Source organism: Psychrosphaera algicola (assembly GCF_028401425.1).
Classification (GTDB): Bacteria; Pseudomonadota; Gammaproteobacteria; order Enterobacterales; family Alteromonadaceae; genus Psychrosphaera; species Psychrosphaera algicola.
Map to the genome: position 1 here is coordinate 1,316,948 of NZ_JAQOMS010000002.1, position 12,991 is coordinate 1,329,938.

Below are 12,991 nucleotides of genomic sequence, written 5' to 3' on the forward strand. Positions count from 1 at the left end.
TAACATAAAGGAAACTCAAATGTCTTTTCACGAAAAATCCTCTTGGATAATGGCGTTATCTTTATTAGTAAGTTCAGCGCTTTATTTTTTTATCATGGTGTCAATGTCTGGAACAGAAGATTTAGCCGCACCAAACCTTCCTGTACTGATTGTTTTCACTATTGTTTTAACCGTTTTAGCGACAATTGGTCATATTATAATTGCCGCGCTAAAGCCCTCAGAAGCAATCGACACGGTTGATGAACGTGAGCAACAGTTTTTTGCAAAAGCAAAAGCATTGCCTCAAATGTGCTGGCAATAGGTATCTTTATTTCACTCTTTTTGTTTATCTTTTCAACGAGTGGCAACTTGCTATTTTATATGGTGCTTGGCAGTTTAATTGTGAGTCAGCTCACTGAAGAAATTATGAAAATTGTATTCTACCGAAAGGCACTTTATTAATGGCTGCAAAACAGTTGCCAGTGGCAAACCATGTAAAAGAGTTAAGAGAGTCTAAACGCTCAATGACGCAGTCAGAACTTGGCGAAGCCGTTGGAGTCACTCGACAAACCGTTGCCGCGATAGAACAGCGACGGTATGCCCCAAGTTTGGAAACGGCATTTAGGATCGCTCGTGTATTTAATGTTGGCATCGAACAAGTCTTTGAATGGGACGAAACCTTTGAATAACCCATGTACGATTGGTGATGAGTGAAAAACTTGTCACCAATCAACCGTATTGAACTTAATACCTTAAAAGACGTAACCAATACTTCACAACATAATAAATATTGAGTTGTGACCAAAAAACACCATCTTCTTTATCAAATTGTGATTTTGTCGTGATACTTTTGGGATAAATTCGATTCATGATTGTTAGGGTCAAAACTAACAAGAGAAAAGAACATGAAAAAACTACAACGAATTTTACTTCCTTCACTCGCCGTCTTATTTTCACAAAACGCACTGTCGGCCGAACTCGACATTAAAGTCACTAATCTAACTCACGGTTTACACTTTACCCCGTTGCTTGTTACAGCACATGGTGCCGATGCGTACTTATATAAAACAGGTATGGCGGCAAGTGAAGATCTGCAAAAAATGGCTGAAGGCGGCGACATTTCAGGTCTGTCTTCAATGTTAATGGGCATCAATGCCGATGTTGTTGAAAATCCAGCGGCGGGTCTATTAGCCCCAGAGCACCTCAACTATGACCATGTTATCTACAGCCGCCACTAACACCCATTTATCTTTGGTTACTATGTTATTGCCAACAAACGATGGTTTTGTTGGGCTCGATAGTTGGGAAATTCCAACGACGGCTGGCACATATACAGTTTATCTAAATGGCTATGACGCTGGCACCGAAGCCAATAATGAAATTATCAATGGCGGCGGCATGCCAGGTGTTTTAGGTATTCCCGCAGATCCTTCTGGAAACAATGGCACAGGTGGCACGGGCGTGACAGATATGGAAGAGACTCAAGTCGTCCATATACACCGAGGAAATTTAGGTGATGACGACGCTGCTGGTGGCATGTCAGATGTGAACAACAAAGTTCATCGTTGGTTAAACCCGGTAGCTAAAGTGACAATTACGGTTAAATAAGGAGTACCTCATGAAACCTAATTTATTAAAATCAATAAGCATGGCGGCAGTCGTATCAAGCGCCTTGCTGATATCTGCCTGTAGCAGTGACGATGACGACGATATGATGGTTGTCGAAATGCCAGTTCCTGTTGACGTTTCGTATTCAATTACAGTTACCAACCTAACTTATAGTCAGCCTTTTTCACCTATCTCGATTGTATTACATGACGATGGGCAACTATGGCAGATTGGTGAAAGTGCATCGGTTGCTTTAGAAAAACTTGCTGAGTCTGGTGATAACTCAGAGCTATTTACCCAAAGTGTCGTAACGGCTTCTATGGCGGGTGCAGGTATCTTAATGCCCGGTCAATCGGAAACAGTTTCGATCACCATTGAGGACAACACAACGTCTCTTTTGTCACTTGCAACAATGCTTGTGAATACAAATGACGCGTTTACCGGTCTTAATAGTATACCGCTGGCAGATCTCGGTGTTGGTGACAGTTGGTCCAAAATGGTTGGGGCCTATGATGCCGGGACAGAAGCCAATAGCGAAAGTGCAGGCACTATGCTCTGGACCTGCTGATGGCGGCGCAGGCTTCGATACGCAACGTGATGATACTGACATAGTCACTATGCATCCCGGTGTTGTGTCAATGCATGACGGGTTGTCTACCTCAGTATTGACTCAAGCCCATAAGTTTGACCAACCGACAGCAAAAATAACGATTACAAGAACGGAGTAAACTATGACAGATTCAGTGCTTATTGTGGAAGATGATTTTGACATCGCTGACCTAATTCGCGTCAACTTGTTAGAATTAGGTATTCATACAGAGCACGAGTCTGACGGTTCTAAAGCATTAGCAAAGGCTCTTAACGAGCCTTTTAGTCTTTTACTTTTGGATGTCATGTTGCCTTCATTGTCTGGCTTAGATATTTGCAAGCAGGTCAGACACGAAAAGCCCGAACAAGCTATCATCATGTTAACGGCCAAAAATTCCGAAATGGATCGTGTCCTTGGACTCGAACTAGGCGCCGATGACTACATGACCAAACCCTTTAGCGTGCGTGAGCTGCAAGCCCGCGTCAGATCACAATTACGTAAAGTTAATATCCTTAACCAGCGATATGGCATGTCGCCTTTAACATCTGACGTTGCTGATTCCTATCAAGTCGGAAGTTTACTAATTAATGGTCAATTGCACCGGGCCACTATAGACCAAACCGTGTTAGAACTAACCGCTACTGAATTTGATTTATTAAAACATTTTGCCAAACATCCAGATCAAGTATTTAGCCGTGCGCAATTGCTAGAAGCCGTTTGGGGATATGGTCACAGTGGCTACGAACATACGGTGAATTCACATATTAATCGCCTGCGGGCCAAACTTGAACAAAACCCAACAAACGCGGAAATCATCCAAACCGTTTGGGGCGTAGGTTATAAGCTCAACGCCCAAAATACCAAATCGTCTATGTTCGATAGCAATAACAATAACGACGCTACCCAATCCACGAATTCTAAACTGAAGGGAACTCACTAATGTCTTTGTATAAACGACTCGTTTTATCGCTCTCTTTGGTTTTTGCCGCAATCATTTATTTGGTTGTTTGGTGGAGTGGAGAGCTAAAAGAAAATACCCAACTAGAATCGGAGCAGCGACTCCATCTTGGATTAGCCGAACATTTAGTGACAGACAACCCGTTATTGGCGCAGGGGTTTATGATTACGATGCATTAAAAGGCCTATTTCATACCCTTATGATGCTAGGCCCAAGCTTTGAGTTTTATTATGTCGATACACAGGGCAAAATCATCACTTACTCTGCCGACCCTAGTAAAGTAAAACGCACTCATATTGATACGTCACCCATTAAATCGGTAATTAGCAATCGTATTAATGCTGCGACGTTATCTCCTCAAAATGCGGCCTCAGATACAAGTGTTGATACAAGCGTAGACAACAATTTAATCACCTCATTGCCAATTTTGGGCGACGACCCAAGGCAACTTAATCATCAAAAAATATTTTCAGCAGCTCCTGTATTGCGAGACGGTGAATTACAAGGCTACTTGTATATCATTATCCGTGGCGAGAACTACGACTCGATAATGCAAGCTGTCAAAGCCAACAATCAATTTGGCGAGTCTTCAATAATTGCCGCGATTTCACTGGCAGTTATGCTGCTATTGCTTTTAGGGTTATTTCGTTATTTCACCTTGCCTTTGTGCAAAATTTCTAACGCGATAAAAGGACTTAGCAATGAAAATTGGGAAACGCAAAAACTTAATCTCAATTTAACCATGTCACAGGACAACGAACTGCAACTTGTAGTTACCACGATCAATACCATGTTAGGCCAAATTCAGAAGCAATTTAGTCAATTGCAAAATATCGACGAACAACGCCGTGTATTACTTGCAGATCTATCGCATGACCTACGTACACCATTGGCGAGCCTACAAGGTTACATCGAAACGTTACATATACACGGTGAGAAGTTATCAGCAGTGGAGCGCAGTAAATTCATCGATATTTCAATGAAAAATTCCAAAAACTTAAAGCTATTAATAGACCAGATATTCGAATTAGCGTACCTCGAAGGTGGCCAAGTTACGCTGCAAAATGAGTCTGTCGCTCTTGGTGAACTCATCTACGACGTGGCAGCTAAGTTTGAACTAAAAGCCGCTGCAAAACGCATTAATATCACCGTCGACCCGGCTGAATGTAACTATCAAATATTTGCCGATATTGGCAAGCTAGAGCGGGTACTGTCCAATCTTATCGACAATGCAATAAGGCATACGCCAGAGGATGGGGAAATTACCCTTTCGGTTGCTGAACACAGTAAAGATGGCAAAAAACTGGAAATTGCAGTTAAAGACACAGGAATTGGCATCAATCAAAATGAGCTTACCCACATTTTTAATGCAAGATATCGCGCCAGCAACAGCCAAGAAGATAAACAATCCCACGCAGGTTTAGGATTAGCCATCAGCCAGAAGTTGGTACAGCTATTTAATTCTGAATTATCCGTTGAAAGCCAACTTGGCAAAGGCACCCGTTTTAGTTTTGAAGTCGTCAAAACACAGTTAGTGTAAACCCACGTTTATAACGACAATAACGAGTTTGTTTAAACCAAGCGCATCAAAGGAAAGTGGCGTCTTGGTTCGGTTTATAAGGCTTTGACTTAGTTAGAGATTTGTCCGCGTTAGGTTTTCTACATGGCCAAATGTTGTTTAAACATAGGAATAAACTCATCTTCTCGATGACTTACAAATAATACGGTACTGTGTTGTTGTTGGTCTAACGTTTGTAAAAACTTCAGAACTCGATGACGGTTCACTTCGTCTAATCCCTGCGTAGGCTCATCCATAACCAATAAATACGGAGATTTAACCAACGCTCGAACAATCAATACCAGACGTTGCTCACCAAAGCTTAAATCAGATAAGAGTTTAGCGCTGTACTGCAACATACCTATTTTAGCTAACCATTGTTTGGCAATGTCGGTGTGCTTTGACTCAACTTGCTGATAGACCCCAATCGAATCAAAAAATCCTGAGACTACTGTGGCCAAAACGGTACAAGATACCCGATACTGGCGATGAATTTCAGGGCTAACAATACCCATTTGTTTTTTAATCTGCCATATGCTTTCGCCTTGCCCACGAGCAAAGCCCAACACGCTCAACTTGTTGTTGTAACACTGCGGGTGGTCACCTGTGACGAGTTGTAACAAGGTCGATTTACCGCAACCATTTGCGCCAGTAACTAAGGTATGTTGCAATGGCTTAATTGCAAAATCGAGTTCACTAAAAATAATATCCGATTGATAACTGACCTTGCCATTTTGTAATTCAACAAGATAATCGTGGGGATATGGCGCGGGTTCTTCTAGATGTTCTGGCCAAGCGACATCCGCTAACTCGTCGGTCATTAACGACTCTAATTGGCGTTGAATTTGTTGTTCATCAATACCGGATAAATCGATTAATTTTCCTTCGTCGATAATGGCAATTTGCTCACACCAAGCAGGAATATCATCGCGGTTACTTAAACACAACAACACAGTGATGCCATAATCACTCAAAGTATTAAGCAAGTCTGATAACTCATTAACCGATTTTAAATCTAAACTGTCAAACGGGTTGTCGCATATTAACAGCTGCAAATGCGGAGACTCTATATGGTCTAATAGCGCTTTTAATATAAGTAGCTTTCGGCTTTCACCGGTGCTTAATAAGCGATACCCTTTATCCATAACATGCGACAGTGAAAACTGTGCGACAAGCGGATTTTGATGTTGATTAACGGGCAAAAAATCACGTGCCGGCGTGCCATCATCGATACAATCAGTGATATCTGTTTCATCAATTTTGAGTTCGTTTTCATACACCTCTTGAAGCGTCTCAAACGAAACCACCTTAACTTGTTCAGGGCTAGGGACGACAAAACGCTCGAATGACTCTAAGGTAACGTCATCAATCAACATTTTATCTAGGTATTGTTTTCCAGAACCATTACGCCCGACAACGCAAGCTTTTTGACCGGCGTTAATTTGCCAATGTGCTATGGATAACTTGTCGTGGATTAGATTTTTAATGTCGACTATCGGTGAATGCATTTATGGACTACTTTATGGCAATTGAATGAAAACAAACGAACTAATTATAATAATTTGAATTGTTTTTAACACAACAACTAACTCGTTATTAATAATCACCTTTTCGTATCAACAGCGCTCAGACAACTTGCACCAATATGCAAATGAAATCTTGTCACTTTACAATTTGAACAATAAAACGAAGCCAGTTAGGAAATGTATTGAGTTAACAACCTTTAAGTCTATTTTGTCTTAAGCCCTTACCCATGCTTATTCCACTATTTCAGAGCCATTAGATGCCATTTAATCTTGCCGTAAGGTAAGCCATCAATGGGCCAAATTTAAGTAATTTACTGGGAATAACAAACTGCGGAACCCGAAATGTTATACACTTACCTATATTCTAATTTTTCTTAGACTTGATGAAACGTTATTTTGCCTTTTTGGCCTTAATTATATGTTGATACTTTTCGGAAAAAACACGTTTACTGACTAGCATGGAGTCACAATGCACCACTTTGTTATTTACCATAAATCTTGCCCCGACGGATTTGGCGCAGCGCTCGCATTAAAGGTATTTTTAGATAGAGAGCACCCTAATGACGTTACCGAATTTCACGCAGCAAACCATGGTGAGCCAGTTCCAGACATTGACGGTAAAACCGTTTACATTGTTGATTTTGCCTATAATCGCGAAACAACCATAGATATTAACAACCGCGCAGAATCGCTGATCGTACTGGACCACCATAAATCGGCGGAAGGTGCATTGGCAAACCTAGATTATTGTACGTTTGACATGTCACGTAGTGGCGCCATGATCGCCTTAGCAGCATTTTAATCCAAAACTGCCAGTGCCATTGCTTATTAAATATATTCAAGACAAAGACTTATGGACTTGGGCGCTGCCACAAAGTAAAGAATTTTCAGCTGGTTTGTCGCTATTTGCATTACACTTTGATATTTGGATGCCGTTACTTGACGACACTAAAATTAGCGACGTCATTGAAGGCGGAAAAACGATTTTGGCTTATGAACAAAAGTTGGTAAAACGCGCTATAGGCCGTGGAATAAGAATGGTAACGGTTGCTGGCTATCAAGTGCCTATGTTAAATACCACCATCTTGGCCAGTGAAATTGGCAACGAACTTGCCATTGGACATCCTTTTGCTGTTACCTATTTTGATACCGCCGACAAACGTATATTTTCGTTGCGTTCGGCTAAAGACGGGGTCGATGTTTCTGAGATTGCGAAACGTTTTACTGGCGGCGGTGGCCATTTTCACGCATCTGGTTTTGCCATTGCGCTTGATCAGTTACCCACCGGTGATCTTCTTAACCCAAGCTAGTACTGGTTAAGTCAAAAAAAGCGTTGAACTTAGTAATAAGCTCAACGCTTTTTATTTGTAATATTTTTACGTTTACGCAGTCTACATTCGATTAGTTATGGGTATTTACCAAGTCATAAATGGTCACTTGCGCATAATCGTGACTATCACCCGAGTTATTTTGATTATAAACCCCAGCTTTGAAATACATATACTGATTACCAGATCCGTAACGACTGCCAGACATATCAAATCGTTCGAACGCTAACTGTGTTTCATTTTGAGAAATGGTCACGTCAAGTTGATCCCCAACAACCTTAATCTCATAAGTAAAGGTTTCACCAAGTTCAATTCCATCACTAGGATTGCTGGCATTATCCGAACGTGAACCAAGCATTTCACGGTACACATCATCGCCGCCCAACACTTCGTGTGCAAAGTAAATACTGCCCTTGGAATTATTAGGGAGCTTGCGATAATAAAGTCGAATAGGTTCGTCGTCATTTGCATGGATTTGGCCAATGATCACTCGTCCAATTTGATAATCTTCACCGGTTGATGTGACATGGTCAACTTTAAGTGTGGTACGTAATACACCATCAACCCCGCCCGCTTTTGCTTGTTCCGTAGCCGATGCACTTGAAAACACCCAGTTATTTTTATTGATCCCTTGAGTCGATATGCTCTTATTTCCCCGGCGTAACATTTCACGTAATTCGGTTCGAATATATTTAGTGTTTTCCGAAGTTTTAAAGCCTCGGACATTTGTTCTAAAAACTAATCCGGCATCAATCGATTGATAAAAGAATCGTGGGTCGAAGTACCCGCCAGCCAAATCGTTTTCATAAATGCTGTCGGATTTTCCGTTATTGTCAACATCAGTTGGCACACTTAGATACCAATCAATAAGTTCGATATTTTGGGTTACCGTTCTATCACAGCCAAAAACTTGAATTTCTATAATGTCGGAAATATCGTTTAGCTCGTTACCCAGAGAAGTAAATTTAACAAACCGGCCAGTTATCGCTCCGGTTCCATCTTCGTCAAAATTAATTCGAGTTGCAATCAAGCTATCGGGGTCTGACGAACCACTAACGACAACTTCTTGCCAGTCGACAAGATTGTCAGAAACATGTATTTCATAATAATGACTGATATTAGGATTTAGCCAACTTACTAGAACGTCTGAAATCAATGCCCCTTTGGTCAGTTTTATAATTGCGCTCGTCCCGTTTGATTGACTCTTCCAAACAAGGTTATCTTTGTATTTTTTATCAATGAGGTAATTAACGGAAAAACCAACTGCGTCGGTTTGTTCAGTAGATACAGATTCAATACCTAACTCAAAAATTGAGCTGCAACTAATAGGTTCTAAGTCGGGGTAAGTTTCCGGTTCGGTTGTTCCAGAGTTGTCATCAACGACAGTGTCATTTTGTGGTTTTGACTCTCCCATTGACGGATCAGCAGTACACCCAGCGAGCAATAGCATCAAAGCTATAGCAGATAATATTATTTTCATATTAACAACTTCATATTTTGGCATTACCAAGTACTATTACCAAAAATACAACCAAATGCAATTAGTATTGATTAAAAGATAACTAAATTGGTAATAACAAATTACTAACCTCAATTACTAACTTTAAGGTGGCACACCTTAACTTCACATTTGCTGATGACCAACGCCCCCTCCGTCGGGCAACTAGCTGGCCTTAGATGTCTCCCTATGTGGCATCGGGCGTAACGCATTTTTCAACTTGTTCCAATATTTCCGCTTTAGATGACGGCTTTATGATGTAACCTTTAATGCCCATAGAAGCCCACTTTTTAAATAAGTCTTTTCGCTTGTTGCCCGTAAGTGCGATGACAGGAACAGGGTTATCACCGCCGGTCTTATTAATATGTTTGGTCGTATTTAAACCATCCAGTTTTGGCATAAATAAATCCATAATGATGCAATCATAACGCTTGGTCTTTATCAGCTTTAATGCCGCTAAACCATCGTCGGCTTGAGATACTATATAATTGGCATCACCCAGTACTTTGACTAACATTTCGCGATAAAGATCATTGTCTTCTACAACCAAAATGGATTTTTGTTTCGTAATTGAATTGGGTTCAGACGCTTCTCCAGCGAACTCTTCTTGCTCTGGCTGAGGTTTATCTATTGCAGCTGGCTCATTACCATCACTTAAATTTATTGCGCTACTTTCCTCTTTGTTGGCTTCGATTTTGGCCTCTTCTTTAGATCCCTCGGTGAGCATATGTTGTTCGTCACGTTTTTTCTTTTTCGCCACGGTTTTTTGCAGTTGTTTATTGCGTTCATTTGCTTGGTATTGATTATGGACTCGGGTTTCCGTAGCCAATGTTTTTTCTCGACCATAGTCGCAACCATGTCGTCGAGGCTAATTTGCAGCTCTTTTTCCAGACTTTCTAACATTGGTGCTAAGTGATTTTTAGCGATATTTTCCAATACTTTTTGGGGATCTTCGTTCGTCAATTCTTCTGACGATTCACTAACGACTTGGCCTAGCTTATTTTTACAATCTTGAATACTGCCCGACAATGCGCTTTTACACTCAACCCCTTTATCAATGAGCTCAGCAAGCTCTTCATCGATTATGTCAAACTGTTCATCCGTAATGCCTTCATATTTTTTAACGGTATGTTTTATTAATGCGTTATGCACAATAATTTTTAATCTAAATTTTTCATATAACGGCTGGTAAACAAAATAATTGTCGAACAACCCCTTTATACACGCTCGAAATGCAATATTGGACTCTTTGTTTTTACACAACAAAATTGCATCGTGATTATGTGAAACCAGCTTTTCCTCAACTAGTTTAGAATACAATTCAATGCTTTCCATGACAGTATTAAGCGCAAATAGAATGACGGGTGGTTGAAATTTCTCGACTACCTTTCCAATGTTATTGGCATTTGGGATCGCACGAAACTCACTGACTTGCTCAGCGATAATTGCCGCTGCGCCCAATATATCTTCGTTATTGTCGTTTATTAAAATGACCTGAGGGTGTTTACTCGCCATTTTATTATTTGCTTCAGCCACGTTTAATTTCCTCATAAACCGATTTGATGGCCTTACCTATTTTGACAATTAATACTTTGCATTCGTTGCGTTTTGTCTCCGTGCTATTATGTTCAAGCGTCTGTAGATAATATGAAAGTTGCTCTGCACCAATTGCCTTTGACGACGTTTTTAAAAAGTGAGAACGGTCTTTAATTTTCGAAAAATCACCTTCTTTGTAGGATGAAACCAATTGATTATAAATAGTCTGGGCCTGTTGAATAAAGTCCAATTCACACTTTTTGATATATTCCATATCATCACCAACTAACTCTTTCATAATGTCGCGATTCAACACGGACAATGTACTTAATACCTCATCCATACCATTTCTCCATTATTGTTTTCAGGTCGGCTAATTTCACCGGTTTGCTAATAAAATCATTCATCCCAACAGATAAGCAATGCTCTTTGTCACCTGACATCGCCGCCCCCGTAATTGCTACGATGGGAATTGTTGTCATCATATCTTTAAGTTCCAATTTCCGGATATTTAGCGTCAATTCATAACCATCCATTTCCGGCATATGGCAATCAGTTAAAATTAACTTATAGTTTCTTTCTTGCCACATTTTAAAGGCTTCTACGCCATCGCCAGCAGTGTCGACAACGTAGCCTAATCTCACCATTTGCTTGTTGATTAAATCTTGATTAAATGGATTATCTTCAACAATAAGAATATCGGCGATTTTTGTTGCCTCCACATCGTCTTGTTTAGAAGTGAGTTCGGTCGCATTAGCGTCCGTAGAGAACAAATCAAGCTCAGCGAGCTCATCAAATAAATCGAAGTCGTCTGCTTCTGCTTCTGCCTCCGCTTGTGCTTTTGATCTTTTGTCTGAGTCGTAAAAATGAATAATGTTGGACAATAACTGATTTCGCGTAGTTGGTTTTATCGGGATAGGTCTAAATTTTGGATTGTTATTAACAAACGTATCAAGCTCCGAACGGTCTATTGCGACAGCAATGTCATGTGCGGGAATATAATGTGCGAGCTGTTCCAAATTATTCTTCACAAACTCGTTTTCGCCAATCAAGGCAAAAGTAATATCGATGTCGTCAGCATTGAGCGTTTTAATCGCTTCGGCCGTAAATTCGTGGGGGATAAAAGTAACGTTTGCACCTTCCGACTCTAAATACGCTTTATATCGTCGAGACACTTTAACTAAGTACTGGTTAAAATTAATTATTGTGATTCTTTTGTCGAGTAATTTAGATGCCTCCAAGTTATCTTCACTTGCTCGCCACACAGGCAGATGAAGTGAAAAAGTAGAGCCGACATGCAACTCACTTTCTAACGCGATATGACCGCCCATCATGTCAGCTAACTTACCGCAAATTGCAAGGCCTAAACCAGTGCCACCGTACTTCCGGGTCGTCGACTTTTCTGCCTGCACAAAAGGTGAAAATAGAGAGTTTTGGACATCTTTGGCGATACCAATACCGTTATCTCGAATCGAAAAGACCATACTCGTGAGCGCCCCTGTCGTTTTAGCCACATAAACATCAACGACAATTTTGCCTACTTTATCGCTATTGGAACTGGTAAATTTAATTGCATTACCAAGTAGGTTAAAGAGTATTTGCCTCAGTCGAACATCGTCCCCCATAACTAATTTGGGGATGTCGGGGGCTTCCCTTACGTCGAGGATCAGGTTCTTTTTGGAGGCAACAGGAAGAAATATTTTACAAATATTGTCTATAACCTCAGAAATGGAAAAAGGTTCATCTTCCAATTCCAGTTTACCCGCTTCGATTTTATTCAAATCCAAAATATCATTCAAAATAGAAACTAAGTTATCTGCCGCCGTTTTTGAAATTTCAATTAAAGATCGAGTTTCCTGCTTTAGGTCGTCGTCAAATGCCAGCTCTAAGTTGCCAATAATAGCGTTCATCGGTGTCCGTAGCTCATGACTCATCATCGCTAAGAAATCACTTTTTGCTTTATTAGCTAACTCTGCACGCTTAGACGCTTGTGCCAATGCTTCGGTTCGTTGTGCCACCCGTTGCTCTAATTCAACATTGAGCTTACGCATTTGTTCACGGTGCACAATGGTCTCAGTTTGGTCGATACAAACACCATACAATTGTCGTGAAAGCTCGTCAGTATTGCGTTTGATTACGCCCTTGGCATGAATGTGCTTAACAGCTTTATCGGGAATACACACCCTAAAGTCGACTTCAAATGATTGCTCGGTTAACACCACTTTATTTAATGTCGTCATTAACTCGTTTATATCGTCATGGTGCACTCGGTCCCGCCACTTTCCTTTTTTAAACCGACTTTATCTTCCAATTCAAAGATATCAGCAGTGACATGATCCCAATCCCAAAACCATCGACCATTGAGCCCTTCTACACCTGTCCAAGTGCCGATTAACCCCGCTTCTAATGCG

15 protein-coding genes and 2 pseudogenes are annotated in these 12,991 nt (G+C 40.7%); 10 read left to right on the forward strand and 7 right to left on the reverse strand.

What is annotated here, in order from left to right:
- The first annotated feature begins 19 nt into the window (after positions 1-19).
- From PN838_RS07150 to PN838_RS07180, 8 genes and pseudogenes are all read left to right on the forward strand, one after another.
- Positions 20-301 (forward strand): hypothetical protein, encoded by a 282-nt coding sequence (locus tag PN838_RS07150; protein ID WP_272180174.1) that lies wholly within the window; start codon positions 20-22, stop codon positions 299-301.
- 139 nt (positions 302-440) lie between these two features.
- Positions 441-668, forward strand: a complete 228-nt coding sequence (locus PN838_RS07155; protein ID WP_272180175.1) for a helix-turn-helix transcriptional regulator — start codon at positions 441-443, stop codon at positions 666-668.
- A gap of 216 nt (positions 669-884) precedes the next feature.
- Positions 885-1,587, forward strand: a pseudogene (locus PN838_RS07160) (spondin domain-containing protein).
- 10 nt (positions 1,588-1,597) lie between these two features.
- Complete coding sequence (locus PN838_RS07165) at positions 1,598-2,155, forward strand: spondin domain-containing protein (RefSeq protein ID WP_334313304.1); 558 nt, start codon at positions 1,598-1,600, stop codon at positions 2,153-2,155.
- Entirely contained in the window at positions 2,127-2,315 is a 189-nt protein-coding gene (locus PN838_RS26150; protein ID WP_334313305.1) for a hypothetical protein, read from the forward strand. The genes PN838_RS07165 and PN838_RS26150 overlap by 29 nt, the downstream gene beginning before the upstream one ends.
- A gap of 3 nt (positions 2,316-2,318) precedes the next feature.
- Entirely contained in the window at positions 2,319-3,116 is a 798-nt protein-coding gene (locus tag PN838_RS07170) for a response regulator transcription factor (protein WP_272180176.1), read from the forward strand.
- The gene (locus PN838_RS07175; protein ID WP_272180177.1) at positions 3,116-3,313 is read left to right on the forward strand and encodes a hypothetical protein; all 198 of its coding nucleotides are present in this window, start codon (positions 3,116-3,118) and stop codon (positions 3,311-3,313) included. Before PN838_RS07170 ends, PN838_RS07175 begins: the two co-directional genes overlap by 1 nt.
- 20 nt (positions 3,314-3,333) lie before the next feature.
- Positions 3,334-4,674 (forward strand): sensor histidine kinase, encoded by a 1,341-nt coding sequence (locus PN838_RS07180; RefSeq protein ID WP_272180178.1) that lies wholly within the window; start codon positions 3,334-3,336, stop codon positions 4,672-4,674.
- A 119-nt stretch (positions 4,675-4,793) separates the two neighbouring features.
- Here PN838_RS07180 and PN838_RS07185 read toward each other — a convergent pair whose 3' ends face one another.
- Positions 4,794-6,200, reverse strand: coding sequence for an ATP-binding cassette domain-containing protein (locus tag PN838_RS07185; protein ID WP_272180179.1), 1,407 nt, complete (start codon positions 6,198-6,200; stop codon positions 4,794-4,796).
- Between the two features lie 487 nt (positions 6,201-6,687).
- On the opposite strand from PN838_RS07185, the gene PN838_RS07190 reads away from it, so the two are divergent.
- Complete coding sequence (locus tag PN838_RS07190) at positions 6,688-7,020, forward strand: hypothetical protein (protein WP_272180180.1); 333 nt, start codon at positions 6,688-6,690, stop codon at positions 7,018-7,020.
- 13 nt (positions 7,021-7,033) lie between these two features.
- Complete coding sequence (locus tag PN838_RS07195; RefSeq protein ID WP_272180181.1) at positions 7,034-7,528, forward strand: DHHA1 domain-containing protein; 495 nt, start codon at positions 7,034-7,036, stop codon at positions 7,526-7,528.
- Positions 7,529-7,619: 91 nt separating this feature from the next.
- On the opposite strand, the gene PN838_RS07200 is transcribed toward PN838_RS07195, so the two are convergent.
- The 6 genes and pseudogenes from PN838_RS07200 to PN838_RS07225 form a co-directional block, all read right to left on the reverse strand.
- Positions 7,620-9,026, reverse strand: a complete 1,407-nt coding sequence (locus tag PN838_RS07200) for a polysaccharide lyase family 7 protein (RefSeq protein ID WP_272180182.1) — start codon at positions 9,024-9,026, stop codon at positions 7,620-7,622.
- 205 nt (positions 9,027-9,231) lie between these two features.
- Positions 9,232-9,771, reverse strand: coding sequence for a response regulator (locus PN838_RS07205; protein ID WP_272180183.1), 540 nt, complete (start codon positions 9,769-9,771; stop codon positions 9,232-9,234).
- Entirely contained in the window at positions 9,705-10,580 is an 876-nt protein-coding gene (locus tag PN838_RS07210; RefSeq protein ID WP_272180184.1) for a hypothetical protein, read from the reverse strand. The genes PN838_RS07205 and PN838_RS07210 overlap by 67 nt, the downstream gene beginning before the upstream one ends.
- Complete coding sequence (locus PN838_RS07215) at positions 10,573-10,923, reverse strand: Hpt domain-containing protein (RefSeq protein ID WP_272180185.1); 351 nt, start codon at positions 10,921-10,923, stop codon at positions 10,573-10,575. Before PN838_RS07215 ends, PN838_RS07210 begins: the two co-directional genes overlap by 8 nt.
- The gene (locus PN838_RS07220) at positions 10,916-12,631 is read right to left on the reverse strand and encodes an ATP-binding protein (RefSeq protein ID WP_272182528.1); all 1,716 of its coding nucleotides are present in this window, start codon (positions 12,629-12,631) and stop codon (positions 10,916-10,918) included. Before PN838_RS07220 ends, PN838_RS07215 begins: the two co-directional genes overlap by 8 nt.
- A 54-nt stretch (positions 12,632-12,685) precedes the next feature.
- A pseudogene (locus tag PN838_RS07225) lies at positions 12,686-12,859 on the reverse strand (PAS domain-containing protein); the annotation flags it as partial.
- Positions 12,860-12,991 lie beyond the last annotated feature (132 nt).

Bases quoted from the DNA above. Each gene is read 5' to 3' on its own strand.
- PN838_RS07150 (WP_272180174.1), top strand. From the start codon at position 20: ATGTCTTTTCACGAAAAATCCTCTTGGATAATGGCGTTATCTTTATTA.
- PN838_RS07155 (WP_272180175.1), top strand. From the start codon at position 441: ATGGCTGCAAAACAGTTGCCAGTGGCAAACCATGTAAAAGAGTTAAGA.
- PN838_RS07165 (WP_334313304.1), top strand. From the start codon at position 1,598: ATGAAACCTAATTTATTAAAATCAATAAGCATGGCGGCAGTCGTATCA.
- PN838_RS07170 (WP_272180176.1), top strand. From the start codon at position 2,319: ATGACAGATTCAGTGCTTATTGTGGAAGATGATTTTGACATCGCTGAC.
- PN838_RS07175 (WP_272180177.1), top strand. From the start codon at position 3,116: ATGTCTTTGTATAAACGACTCGTTTTATCGCTCTCTTTGGTTTTTGCC.
- PN838_RS07180 (WP_272180178.1), top strand. From the start codon at position 3,334: ATGATGCTAGGCCCAAGCTTTGAGTTTTATTATGTCGATACACAGGGC.
- PN838_RS07185 (WP_272180179.1), bottom strand. From the start codon at position 6,200: ATGCATTCACCGATAGTCGACATTAAAAATCTAATCCACGACAAGTTA.
- PN838_RS07190 (WP_272180180.1), top strand. From the start codon at position 6,688: ATGCACCACTTTGTTATTTACCATAAATCTTGCCCCGACGGATTTGGC.
- PN838_RS07200 (WP_272180182.1), bottom strand. From the start codon at position 9,026: ATGAAAATAATATTATCTGCTATAGCTTTGATGCTATTGCTCGCTGGG.
- PN838_RS07205 (WP_272180183.1), bottom strand. From the start codon at position 9,771: ATGCTCACCGAGGGATCTAAAGAAGAGGCCAAAATCGAAGCCAACAAA.
- PN838_RS07215 (WP_272180185.1), bottom strand. From the start codon at position 10,923: ATGGATGAGGTATTAAGTACATTGTCCGTGTTGAATCGCGACATTATG.
- PN838_RS07220 (WP_272182528.1), bottom strand. From the start codon at position 12,631: ATGCGTAAGCTCAATGTTGAATTAGAGCAACGGGTGGCACAACGAACC.